This is a genomic window from Psychrobacter sp. JCM 18903, assembly GCF_000586475.1.
GTDB lineage: Bacteria > Pseudomonadota > Gammaproteobacteria > Pseudomonadales > Moraxellaceae > Psychrobacter.
On record NZ_BAWJ01000018.1, the window covers coordinates 48,445 to 60,946 of the forward strand.

General features: G+C 43.9%; 11 protein-coding genes, 2 tRNA genes and 2 pseudogenes. 10 read left to right on the top strand and 5 right to left on the bottom strand.

Features of this window, described 5'->3' with window-relative positions; genetic code table 11:
- Positions 1 to 5 precede the first annotated feature (5 nt).
- Positions 6 to 386 (bottom strand): ATP-binding protein, encoded by a 381-nt coding sequence (locus TT12_RS12125; protein WP_045455215.1) that lies wholly within the window; start codon positions 384 to 386, stop codon positions 6 to 8.
- Positions 368 to 2,110: a PhnD/SsuA/transferrin family substrate-binding protein gene (locus TT12_RS12130; protein ID WP_045455218.1), complete on the bottom strand. Its 1,743-nt coding sequence runs from the start codon at positions 2,108 to 2,110 to the stop codon at positions 368 to 370. The genes TT12_RS12125 and TT12_RS12130 overlap by 19 nt, the downstream gene beginning before the upstream one ends.
- A 254-nt stretch (positions 2,111 to 2,364) precedes the next feature.
- Here TT12_RS12130 and TT12_RS17660 point away from each other — a divergent pair, with 254 nt between their 5' ends.
- The 10 genes and pseudogenes from TT12_RS17660 to TT12_RS12165 all read left to right on the top strand — a co-directional run bounded on the left by TT12_RS17660 (position 2,365) and on the right by TT12_RS12165 (position 10,681).
- Positions 2,365 to 2,772, top strand: coding sequence for a hypothetical protein (locus tag TT12_RS17660; protein ID WP_243443664.1), 408 nt, complete (start codon positions 2,365 to 2,367; stop codon positions 2,770 to 2,772).
- The gene (locus TT12_RS17665) at positions 2,754 to 3,134 is read left to right on the top strand and encodes a cytochrome c (protein ID WP_243443665.1); all 381 of its coding nucleotides are present in this window, start codon (positions 2,754 to 2,756) and stop codon (positions 3,132 to 3,134) included. The genes TT12_RS17660 and TT12_RS17665 overlap by 19 nt, the downstream gene beginning before the upstream one ends.
- Positions 3,071 to 3,739, top strand: a complete 669-nt coding sequence (locus TT12_RS17670) for a c-type cytochrome (protein WP_243443666.1) — start codon at positions 3,071 to 3,073, stop codon at positions 3,737 to 3,739. Before TT12_RS17665 ends, TT12_RS17670 begins: the two co-directional genes overlap by 64 nt.
- Complete coding sequence (locus tag TT12_RS12140) at positions 3,739 to 4,530, top strand: c-type cytochrome (protein ID WP_243443667.1); 792 nt, start codon at positions 3,739 to 3,741, stop codon at positions 4,528 to 4,530. The genes TT12_RS17670 and TT12_RS12140 overlap by 1 nt, the downstream gene beginning before the upstream one ends.
- A 14-nt stretch (positions 4,531 to 4,544) precedes the next feature.
- Complete coding sequence (locus TT12_RS17675; protein ID WP_243443668.1) at positions 4,545 to 4,706, top strand: hypothetical protein; 162 nt, start codon at positions 4,545 to 4,547, stop codon at positions 4,704 to 4,706.
- 287 nt (positions 4,707 to 4,993) lie between these two features.
- A pseudogene (locus TT12_RS12145) lies at positions 4,994 to 6,300 on the top strand (RNA-guided endonuclease InsQ/TnpB family protein).
- Between the two features lie 144 nt (positions 6,301 to 6,444).
- Positions 6,445 to 8,815 (top strand): annotated as a pseudogene (locus TT12_RS19455) (FdhF/YdeP family oxidoreductase).
- Between the two features lie 85 nt (positions 8,816 to 8,900).
- On the top strand, positions 8,901 to 9,998 hold the full coding sequence (locus TT12_RS12155) for a formate dehydrogenase accessory sulfurtransferase FdhD (protein WP_201605264.1): 1,098 nt from the start codon (positions 8,901 to 8,903) through the stop codon (positions 9,996 to 9,998).
- Between the two features lie 399 nt (positions 9,999 to 10,397).
- Positions 10,398 to 10,471: transfer RNA gene (locus TT12_RS12160), tRNA-Cys, on the top strand.
- Positions 10,472 to 10,594: 123 nt separating this feature from the next.
- A tRNA-Leu gene (locus TT12_RS12165) sits at positions 10,595 to 10,681 on the top strand.
- 177 nt (positions 10,682 to 10,858) lie between these two features.
- Here the strand turns inward: TT12_RS12165 and TT12_RS15685 are convergent.
- The 3 genes from TT12_RS15685 to TT12_RS12175 form a co-directional block, all read right to left on the bottom strand.
- The gene (locus TT12_RS15685; protein WP_207804069.1) at positions 10,859 to 11,311 is read right to left on the bottom strand and encodes a hypothetical protein; all 453 of its coding nucleotides are present in this window, start codon (positions 11,309 to 11,311) and stop codon (positions 10,859 to 10,861) included.
- Positions 11,299 to 12,159 (bottom strand): hypothetical protein, encoded by an 861-nt coding sequence (locus TT12_RS12170; RefSeq protein WP_207804070.1) that lies wholly within the window; start codon positions 12,157 to 12,159, stop codon positions 11,299 to 11,301. Before TT12_RS12170 ends, TT12_RS15685 begins: the two co-directional genes overlap by 13 nt.
- Positions 12,160 to 12,209: 50 nt before the next feature.
- Positions 12,210 to 12,502, bottom strand: a 293-nt coding sequence (locus TT12_RS12175; protein ID WP_207804071.1) for a hypothetical protein, incomplete at its 5' end; no start/stop codon positions are given.

Sequence of the window (12,502 nt, forward strand, 5' to 3'; positions counted from 1 at the left end):
ATTCATTAGAGTTTTTCGTCATTATTCGCTAAAGATAATGGCAGATAAAAAGATATTTGTGCGCCCACCATGTTTGACAGCTGATAGTTAGTATTGGTTTGTAGCAGCTGAATTTTACCATTTAAGCTACGTTTAAAGCGGTGCTGCTCGCTGCTCATTACTTGGTAAACTTGCTCAATTTCATGCTCGGTGTCAATATTGTTTAGCTGCATCATACCGCCCAGCGACTTGCATAAGCGCTGACATATCATCAGTCCTAATCCTAGACCGCCTGCTTTCGTTGATTGAGTAGCATACTGACTGGGTAGGTTCTCTGGTAAATACTGCCCCTGCAACTGAGCTTGATCAAAGCCGCCAGCATCATCGCTTAGATGCAGTACCAACATTGCTTGCCATCGTGTTCCTCTGCCTGACAGCGTAGCATGATATTGGTCGCCCCTTGCTGCGTAGCATTGGTCATGCTATTTATCAGTAACTGATCTAATAGCAAATTTGGCAAAGTTAAATGCTGATAATCACTTGCCAGCCAAAAATTGACATCTACTGCTTGCTCACCCAATAATAAGATGCACTGTTGATAGATAGCTGCGATATCGACACGAGTTTCATTCGCTTGCGACCGTCCAGCCCAGCGGCGAATATTAGTCACTACAGCAGCGACGCGTTCTGTTTCATTGACAATCTGCTGTAGAGCATTCTCTGTTGCCGCATTATCAAGTGGCGCTATGTCGATAGCATTTTTAGACAACCTTGCGTGTTGACTGCGTATCAATAATCCTTGCGCATAATTTTGAATGGTTGCTAGCGGCTGATTGATTTCATGAGCGATAGCACCGCTCATCTCACCGATGACCGCAAAGCGCTCTGATTGGTGTAACTGCTGATCATAATCACGGATTAGTCTATTTTGCCGCACTATCTTTTTTTGCCGCCGCCATGCCAGCCAGCTCATCCAAGCATAATTTACTGTCGATATCAGGATAACCAAAATAATCACAGCCATCCATAATCGATGCGCCTTTATCCAGTCGATCATATGCGCGCTCAGCGGCTTTTGGGCGGGATGACGATTCATCTCATAAAGGATGCGCTCAGCATCGCTACTTGATTCTGCTGGCAACCAGCGCTGCTCTAATTGACTCTTGCCAAATAGATGTTGATTGATCTGGCGCACCAAAGCATCTGGCGCTTGCTCGGTCGCTGCCAGTGTCCAATTTGGATATATTTTCGTTGAAGAGTGGCAGCTGGATACAGTGGCGACTGGATGAATGAGACGGTATTGCTTGTCATTGATTTGACCGCGCCTTGCCATCTCCTCCATCAGACAAAGCGGCGTAATGGCAGCGTCTACCTTGCCGCTAGCCAAGGCATGCAAAGTGCGCTCTATCGGATAACCGACAAACTGTGTTTGATAGTGAGTTGGCGTGATGCCATTTTGCTGTAATAAATGCGCGCCCAATAAATAACCGCCAAATGCGTCAGTGTCGACGGCAGCAATATGCCGTTGCTCTAAATCCTGCAAACGATAAATATCACTGTCGGCAGCGACCCATAAAGCACTGGCGACCTCTTCCATCGCACTCGGCTGTTTTAATGGCGTATATTCATTTAGCTTATTAAATTCATTGGCGAGGGTGACTGTCGTCGATAGCTGATTTTGCGATTGTTGCCCATTAACACCCTCAGCATCAAATCCTTGATTGCTAAAAATTTTATCACGAGGACTTTTATCACGAGCGTTTTGCGCATTGCTATTTAATTGAGCCGTCTCTGTTTGTAAGGTAGCCAGCCAGCGCCACCTGATGGTATTCATTTTTATAAACTGTACTTGCGGGCCAAGCACTAGCGCAAACTGCTGTGCTTCTATTTGCTGTTGCCAATTCTCCAGCGCCAAAGGTACCAATATCACGGTGTCATCTGATAACTGATCATTAAGCTCGTCAAGCCAGGGCTGCCAGCGATTTTGTGCGGCTGTTTCGCCTTGCGGTGCCAACACACCTAAATAGTAAGTCTGGGCGGTTGCCTTAGATAGCGGCAACCAAGCAGCCGATGCCACAACGGTAATAAAACAAGCCTTTAAGATAGTCCAAATTTTAGACTTTTCATGCATACATCTAGCCTTGTATTTGACCTAGCAAACGCACATTATAAGTAAAAACCTTAATTATAATGTGGTTTTCCACAATATCACAATATTACCCGCTACCCTATACTATATGACAGTCGTGTAACTTTTAATTCGCTGAGCTTAAATCACAAATATTCGATTTCAATTTTGATTTCAATAAGAATGGTTAATACACCTCATGAAATATGGGTGATGAATTATAAGCTTGGTAAAAATATCTTATGGAGGGCGGGCTTATGAAAAAATGGCCACTGATTATAATAATAGCAGCCATCATCGGGCTGGTGGTTGCCTTTATTATTGGGCAATTACTGCCAAATATGCGCACCAGCAGTAGCGATATCGAGGTCAATATCACTGATCCTGCTCTCATCAAGCAGGGCGAATATATCGCGCGCACTGCTGACTGTGTCGCGTGTCATACCACGCTCGATGGCGAGACTTATGCAGGCGGTCTGCCTATGCTAACGCCACTTGGGGCAATTTATTCGACCAATATCACACCCGATCAAGAAACTGGCATCGGCAACTATAGTTTCGACGACTTTAAAAACGCCGTTAAGCATGGGGTACGCAGTGATAATAAAGCCTTATACCTGCTATGCCGTATCCTTCTTACCAGCTCATGCCTGACGAAGACTTAGCCGCGATGTACGCTTTCTTTATGTCCGATATCAAAGCCGTCAAGCAAGCCAATCTAAAAAGCGAGCTACCTCCGATAGCAAACTGGCGCTGGCCTTTGGCATACTGGCAGGTCTTATTTGATCGCAAGCGTGACTTTGTCCCTGAGACAGACGACGCACTATTGACTCGTGGTCAATACTTAGTCGAAGGTCCTGGGCACTGCGGCTCTTGTCATACTGGGCGCGGTATTGGCTTTCAAGAAATCGCTCTAAGTAATGCAGATTCTAACAAGTATTTGAGCGGTGCCATCATCGATGGTTGCGCGCCAAAAGTATCCGCGGTGAGCATCGCGGACTTGGCACTTGGACGGTTGCAGAATTAAATGACTTCTTCAAAACTGGTCGTACTGATACCACTGCTGCCTTTGGTGCCATGGCCGAAGTGGTTGAGCATAGCACCCAGTATATGACCGACTACGACATCAACGCCATGTCATCTTATCTAAAAACATTAACGCCAGCACCAAACAAAGAAGCCACACTGCCTGCGAAAAAAGACATCACTACGCAAAAATTACTAGATGGTGACTATGATTCGCGCGGTTCGATTTTGTACGCCGAATATTGCCAAATTTGTCACCGTGTCGATGGTAAAGGAGTCGCGCGTATTTTCCCAGCGCTTGATGGCAATAGTGCGGTTTATTCTAACAATGCCGATTCGGTCTTACAGATTACCTTGAGCGGTGGTCGTATGCCTGAAACTCCACATGACCGTATGGCATTTACTATGCCTGAATTCAGCAATCTTAGCGATGCAGATGTGGCAGAAGTGGTCAATTATGTCCGCAATAGCTGGACCAACCAAGCGCCTGAAATCGATGTCAATGACGTGGTAAAAATGCGGGCTTTCCTCGCCAAAAAACCAAAAACCAGTACGGATATTGCTCCAGACTTAAGTATTGACGCGCAAACAAAAGGAGCAAAATAATGAAAAAATCTCCACTCAACTTGCCTACTATTGCTCGCGTTATCTCTCAAAAAATGACCATAGGCAACTTAACCACCGCTATCCTTACTGCTTCAGCGCTTAGTATCGCCGCTATCAGTAGTGGTTGCTCGCAGCCCGAGCCTATCGAGCAGAATGCACCTGAGTACGGCTTAGTCACCACTGATGATGCCAACGAAGATATCGACACTTATGTGCTGCCGCAAGATACGGCTATCTTGGATGAACCAAATGCTGATGAGATATTTTATGGTAAACGCTTATTAAACGAAACTAAGCGCTTACTGCCAGAGCATGTGGGCGCGCAAATGAACTGTAACAGCTGCCATATTTCACAAGGTAAAATTCCACTGGGTGATCCGTACATCAATAGTTATAACTTCTATCCGCGCGTGATGCCACGATCTGGTAAGGAAGTTGATTTAACCAAACGTATTAATGGCTGCTTCCAGCGCTCAATGAATGGCAAACCGTTGAAACCTGAATCCCCTGAAATGCTGGCAATGTTGGCTTATATGAAGTGGCTATCGCAAAACACCCCAAAAGAGCAAAAAGTCGATATCCAAAATACGGGTAAAGTGGATGAATCATTAACCCCAGACCCTGTCCGCGGCGAACAAATTTATAAAGCTCAATGTGCAACTTGTCATGGTGATAATGGCGAAGGCATCAAAGACAGTCGCGGCGATATCGTGTTCCCGCCACTGTGGGGCGATGAATCCTTTAATATCGGTGCTGGTATGGCACGTACTTACAAGGCGGCAGCTTTGTAAAATACAACATGCCCATGGGTATTCAGACCAAAGGCTTATGGGGTCACGGAAATGTGCTGAGCGATCAAGATGCCGTCGATGTGGCGCACTTCTTTACTCATCAGCCGCGCCCTGACTTTGCTGGTAAGGTCAATGATTGGCCAAATGGTAAAAAACCTAAAGACGCGCGTTACTGATATCTTAAGAAGACGGTATTTATAAAGACTTTACTTAAGAGGACTTCACTTAGCAGACATCATTCTATGCTCGCTTGTGAGTGAGCATTGACACGATAAACCTTTAAGAAAATGCATTTTTCTTAAAGGTTTTTTTGTTATCTATCAAACCCGCGAAAGAGGACGCCATCCGACATTAGGGTGGCGGTGAATTTCGCATCATTTTCAATGTTTAAATTACATAATATGCGCCTGAATCCAGTATAATAATTAATTATTGTAATACTTATAACTCACCACGAGCATTTATGAAAATCAACAAAGCGTATAAATTTAGGCTTGAGCCTAATACGGAGCAAGAGGTTATTTTAAATAATCTTGTCGGCTCTGCACGTTTTGTTTGGAATCAAATGCTGGCAATCTCATTTGAGATGTTTGCTAAAGATGAGTTTATTAATGCCACCAATCTGGTTAATAAAATTATAGATTTAAAAAGTAATCCTGATTTTAACTTCCTAAAAAGCAGCTCAAACGCTGTGTCTTTACAACAAAAAGTACGCGATCTGGCATCGGCTTGGTCGCGGTTCTTTGATCCTAAAGTACATGCCAGATTAAAAGACAATAAAAAGAAACCTCGCAAACCCAAGTTCTTTAAACTGGCTGACGGCACAGAAATCCAGCTACGCTCGTTGATGCCAAGATTTAAGCGCAAATCCGATGGCTGCGACTCAATTCGCTTGGTTCAGTTTGATAAATATTGCCGTGTTGAAGGTAATCGAGTAAAACTGCCTAATGGCATTGGCCTGGTGAAGTTTAGGAAGTCGCAAGACATCATTGGTACAATTAAAAATGTCACCATCAGCAAGAAATCAGGGCACTGGTACGTGTCTTTTGGTACGGAGCGAGAACTGGATGAGAACCCTCGTCACCCTGCCACAAGCGCCATTGGCTTGGACATGGGTATCAGCAAACTACTCACCACTTCAAACGGTCAGTACATCAAACCGAAAAACAGTTTTAAAACCAATCAACTCAAACTTGCCAAATTGCAACGAGGTTAGCAAAGAAAGTAAAATTCAGTGAAAACTGGAAAAAGCAAAACCGCAAGATTCAAAAGCTACACAGCCACATTGCTAATATTCGCCATGACTACTTGCATAAAGTCACCACCCGCATCAGCAAAAACCACGCCATGATTGCTTGTGAGGATTTAAAGGTCGCTAATATGTCGAAATCAGCCAGCGGGTCGGTGGAGAACAAAGGTCGTCATGTTAAAGCCAAGTCGGGATTAAACAAATCAATCCTAGATCAAGGCTGGGGCATGATGGTTAATATGCTTGAGTACAAACAGCAATGGCGCGGTGGGTTACTGATCAAGGTAAACCCACACTACACCAGTCAAACCTGTTCTCAATGTCAGCATATTGCTAAAGAGAATAGACAAACTCAGTCTAAATTTGAGTGCGTCAAATGTAGGTATGTTGCGAACGCTGATTTTAATGCGGCTCGTAATATATTAGCGGCAGGACATGCCGTTTTGTCTGCGGAGGGAGGATGCAGTAAGGGTCGCCCGTTGAAACAGAAAACAAGCGACCTTCGTGAGAAAGTCGCCTAAGAGCATCTGCTTTTAGAATCCCCCACTTGAGCTTGGCGAGTGGTGGGAGTATGTCAAAGTTAATGCTTCTACAAACTTCTCGCTCGTCACTATATAGTTGCTGTATATCAAAGTTCGCTACCGCCATTTACTATGAGGTCTGTCATGCGCAAAATTCCTGTCTACTCCCACCCTGCTGCCGGTTGGCCTGCGCTGATTTCCTCTACTCGTAAGCTGATGGATTATCAGACTTTTTTACGGGGTAGCGTAAGTGTGCTAAAAAGCAACCAACCTAAAGGCGGATTCGACTGTCCGGGCTGCGCTTGGCCTGACCACAAATCACATAAAGCCATCGACGTCTGTGAAAATGGTATCAAAGTCATTGCTAGTGAGACCATGACAAAAAAAGCCGATGCGCAGTTTTTTGCGCGACATAGCGTCACTGAATTACAAGGCTGGTCGGGCTATGAGCTTGAGCATAGTGGTCGTTTATCAGAGCCTGTATATTATGATGCCGCGCAAGACCGCTACTTACCAATCTCTTGGGAAGCTGCTTATCAATGTATCGCTGAGCAGTTAGGACAGCTTGATTCGCCAGATGAGGCGCTATTTTATACCTCAGGCCGTGTGACCAACGAGCCCGCCTTTATGTATCAGCTGTTTGTGCGCTGTTTTGGCACCAATAATTTACCAGATTGCTCCAATATGTGTCACGAACCAACGTCGGTAATGCTCGGTAGACAGTTGGGTATTGGCAAAGCGACCGTGAAATTGGAAGACTTTGAGCAAGCCAAACTGATATTGATGTTTGGACAAAATCCTGCGACCAATCATCCACGCATGCTTGAAATGCTTGCTCATGCTCACGAGCAAGGCTGTCGAATCCTCTCAATCAACCTATGCGCGAACAAGGCTTACGTAAATTTAGAAATCCGCAAAAGCCCACGCATATGGCAGCTGGTCAAAGTGATGAGATGGTCGATGAGGTCATTCAAATTCAGATCGGCGGCGATGCAGCACTCTTGACCGGTATCGCTAAGTGGCTGACTAAAAACAATAAAATCGATCAAAGCTTTATCGATGAGCATACGTCAGGATATGAGGCACTCGACGCATGGCTCCGCCAACAATCATGGCCGGATGTGGAACGTGGGTCTGGTATCAGTAAAGAGGAAATCATTAATATAGCAAAACTGGTAGCGGCGAGTCCTGCGACCATTTGCACGTGGGGTATGGGCATCACTCAGCACGTCCAAGGCGATGATAATGTAGCGATGATTACCAACCTATTATTATTGATGGGGATGATTGGTATTGATGGCGCAGGCGCGTCTCCCGTTCGTGGTCACTCTAACGTACAGGGCGACCGTACCATGGGCATCCATGAGCGCCCTGCACAAAAGCTACTAGACAGCCTTGAGCGTGTGTTTGAACGTCCGATGCCGCAAGAAAATGGCTTTGATGTGGTCTCTGGTGCGAAAGCATTGATTACCGGTAAGCTAAAAGTATTTATGAGTATGGGCGGTAATTATGCCGTGGCAGCACCTGATACTAGTGCGATTCAACAAGCTTTAACCACCACTCAGCTCAATATTTTTGTCGGTACTAAACTTAATGAAACTATGCTGTATCCGGCGCGAATAATCTTATTCTGCCTTGCTTAGGTCGTACCGAACGTATTATTACTGCCAAAGGTGAGCAATTTGCCACTATCGAAGATTCCATGTGTCAGATTGTACCCACTCGAGGCAACCTGAAACCTGTCAGCGATACGTTGAAGTCTGAAGCACAAATTGTGGCAGATATCGCCACTCATGTGCTTGGTGCTGATTCGTCCATTCCTTGGCAAGCAATGAGTGAAGACTTTGACATCGTTCGTGATTATATCGCCCAAGCGATTGACGGTTTTGAAGACTTTAATCAGCGTATTCGCGAAACCGAGCGTGGCTTTCATTTGTACCATTCTGCGCGGCATCGTGTGTGGAATACTGACAGTGGCAAAGCGCAATTTGAAGTACCACAATACCCTATCACCTACGTCGCAGCACAAATGGCAGAGACCTCTTTAGCCTTTCACCATGACAAAAAACCCAATGATAATACTAATAGTGCGCCAAACAATGAACAAAAAATTTGGCAATTGACCAGTGTCCGTAGCCATGACCAATTTAATACCATGATTTTCGGATTTGAAGATCGCTATCGCCAAACCACTCGCCGTGATGTGTTGTTTATGCACCCAGATGAAATGACTCGTTTGGGTTGGCAAGCAGGTGACCGAGTAATGGTATCTCGCCATGCCAGCTCAAATGGTTCAAATAACACAGACGGTACCGCTCAGCCACGCACGCTAGGGCCGTTAGTATTGACTGAGATGGATATCGCCGCTAACGCTGTCGCAACTTATTATCCTGAATGTAATGATTTATTTGATTTAGACACGCATGCACCAGACTCTCACATACCAGCGTATAAATCGACGACCGTTGTTTTGCAACGCGTTGAGGCAAATGCTGTTACGACCGATCATGCATAGTCAGCAACGGGCGAATCATTGAATGATGCATATATTTAAAGGAGATGATAATTTTGGTAATGACCATACGATATAACGAGGTATTATGATTGCCCAAAGTGATACTGAAACTGACGCAAAATATAGCGATAATTTTTTGGTAAATACCCTAACAAATAAAACATCAGAAACTCTAAAGTCATCTGCAACGCCGCTTGCACGTAATCATTGGGCGCAAAAGCATCATTATCCGACAGATAAATATAATCATAACAACATTATTGAGACCCGTGTTGCTAAGACTAATATTGCACAGACCAATATGCAGAAAATCAGTATCGACTGCCAATCAGCGAGCTTAGCAGTGGAAGCGGCGGTTGCTATCGTTATCAACGGTATTCACTATGCGGTATTGATGGCAAGCCCTCATCAGCTAGAGTATTTAGCCGTCGGATTTTTGTTTAGCGAAGGCTTAATTCAACATAGCCATGAGCTGCTTGATTGGGAAGTTACCCAACTGAATGATATTGCAGATTATCAAAAGTTCACGCAAGATTCATTTATGCAGGACTCGTTTATAAAGGATTCTACGAATGAAAGTTTTGAATCTGCAGCATTTGAACAAAGCTTATCGTCACTGCAAGATTATGACATTTATGTGGTGGAGCTAGTACTAAACCAGCGTTGCCATCAGCGTATCCAAGCGCAAAAACGTCAGCTAGCAGGGCGTACAGGTTGTGGCATGTGCGGCATCACAGGGCTAACACAAGCACTGCCCGACTTGAGTATCTATCGTCAAAACAGACAAAAGGCAGATACACCAAGTCTTGACTGTCTATTAGCAATACGCCAGCAAGTCGATGCGATGCAGCATACGCACCAATTGACTGGTGCCGTACACGCCGCTGCGACGATGTATAATCAGCAGCTATACCTATTCGAAGATGTAGGACGCCATAATGCGCTTGATAAGCTGATCGGTTGGCGACTGCGCCATAAAGTAGAGATTAGCTGCGTACTTATGACCTCACGCCTATCGATTGAGCTGGTACAAAAATCGATTCGTGGACGCATCCCTTGGCTAGTCGGTATGTCTGCACCTACCAGTACCGCAGTGCGTGTCGCTGAGCGTTATGGCTTAGGATTAGCAGGTTTTTTGCGTGATAACAGAGTCACTTACTATTCGAATTATTCAGACCTATAAAGTTTTATGCTCGACTCTCTCATGAAGCGCGCTTATTCATAAACTCTCATTTGCAACGCTTTAATGACAGACATATAACCCTGATTTTTCGATCATAAACGGTCTCCTTTTTAGCTCAATCGAAGCTTTTTTAAAACACTATCTATCTCCTATCTCATTTTATCAAACACACAACGATATAATGAAGATATTATTTCGCACATTATATTCGATAATTATGATGTTTTTTGACGAACCATCCCTGATTTTTAAGCTTGATAATGGCTTAATTTGACCTGTTAATACTTTGAATAGCCATTAATTTATGGTCAAATAAGGAGAATCGAGTAGATAATTCGCATTTAGCTAAAAAATAACTTGTAATTTAAATTATATTTGCTAATATAGGCGTCCTTGATTGGCTGGGTGGCAGAGTGGTCATGCAGCGGACTGCAACTCCGTTAACGCCGGTTCGATTCCGACCTCAGCCTCCAATTATTTAGGTTAAAATTTTATTCATATTATATTAATTTTAGCTTGCTTTATTAATATAAATGCTTATAATAGCGACCACTATCTAACAAGTAGAAAGCTTACTTTTAGATTATACAAGTTTTGCCCGGGTGGTGAAATTGGTAGACACAAGGGATTTAAAATCCCTCGCTAGTAATAGCGTGCCGGTTCAAGTCCGGCTCCGGGTACCATTATATTAAAAGCTTCCAAGCAATTGGAAGCCTTTTTCTTATTGTGCATTTTCTCTTATTAAACTAATTTTTTTCCACTATTTAGACAATTTACTAGTAATGAACTGCTAGCTTTACTGTTAAACGTCCTTCTCACGTTTAGGGTAATAAGCTATATCAATTGTATATAATCAATAGTTAGCCACATCCTATTATCCCATTCTGAAAAGGCAAACCTTGTGTCGTAATAAAAAATAGATAGAACGATCCTAACATGATAAAAAAAGCAGCCACTTTCATAGTACTTAACGGCCTATTGGTGACACTAGCCAGCGCAAGCATTAATTTGGAATCCGTGAGCATAAATAAACACAGTGCCTGCATAAAGATAGCCTTTAATAATTGCTCATAGATTAAAGGACCGCGAGTTTGTTCAACAAACAGCAGAATCGATATATCTACGATGATCATAGTGAAAAAGGCATGTTTAACAGAGCTATTTAAATACGCATTTCCATTGTGTCGTTGGTAAACTTTGAGTCGCCTGGCTCTTTTCCTTTTTATATAACTCGTGGTAGGTTGAATAGTCATCGGGTTGGTTGCGTTAAAATACCAAATGGTTTCCCACCTTCCTTTAGTCATGTCTGGCATGATGTCTTCTGCTTGAAAATGTTGCAACTCCTGACTGGCAGGTGACCACCAATATCCTGTCTGCGGACAAGCTGATTTGCCTCACAACGTGAAGATTCCAGTACTACACTACTACCACCACCACTATCAGCGATGCGCTCAACGAGCATCCAAGTGACAGGTGCCATGCCGACAGCTTGCATGGTTTCAGGATCATAACCGACGTAAGCTTCATTTGCTAACATGCCATCCAATAACACTTGAGCACTGGCATCTGCTCTACTAGGTACATAAATACCTGCAACAGGGACAACTTCATCTAACTCAACGCTATATTGAGGATTGAGACGATAAATAGGCCACGATTCGGGTGGGTTAAGGGGTCCTCTTGATTCGGCAGTATATCGTTCAATTAAACTACCAATTTTCCAGCCAAAATAACTGGTTATTTCTAAGTTAAAAGCGCGCGTGCTTGCCTCTCTCCGCCATTTTTCATAATCAAGTTGTTGCTGCTCAGGCATCCAATCGATATCATAATCCATACTGATAGCCTGAAAATCACTCTCAACATTACCGCCATATCTTATTGCCGCTAGATCCCCTTTTAACAGCTCTTGATAACCAACATTTAAGCTGTCTAGAGTATCACGCAGGTTTGGCAATACCCGTTCGCCCCAGACGATATCAGGCTGTCTATTGATAGGACGTGTACGGTAATCAAACGGTAAATCATTGACAAACAGCTCAAGCGCCTGCTCAGCAGCTTCTAACATAGTTGCAAAGGCATCGCGCATCTCTTTAAAATAAGCGGGTGAGCTGTAGCGTTCTAATAAGTAAATCTCTTGCGGTCTGATGATGTAGTTGTTCATTTTTAGCGGTTCTCATACTGCTTAATAGAGGTTGGCTGATAAGTTTTTATCTAAGCAATCACCAGCATCACATACAATATCGACCCAATAAACCATATCGCATTGATCGCAATTCCTGAATACCATTTCCGCTTAACGGCTTGATTTTGGTTTGCAAAAGCTGCTTGGCGCTCTGCTGTGACAGGCAAGATGTTATATGGGTTGTTTTGACCATCCCACATAAGCCGTCGCTGAACTTCCGGATGTAGTGCAGGATTGGCACTGGATTGATAGATGTTGCCTTCGGCAAGGTCTAAAAAGCTAACTGTACAGGCGCGTAGCCAGCCCATGATAGTGACTTCAT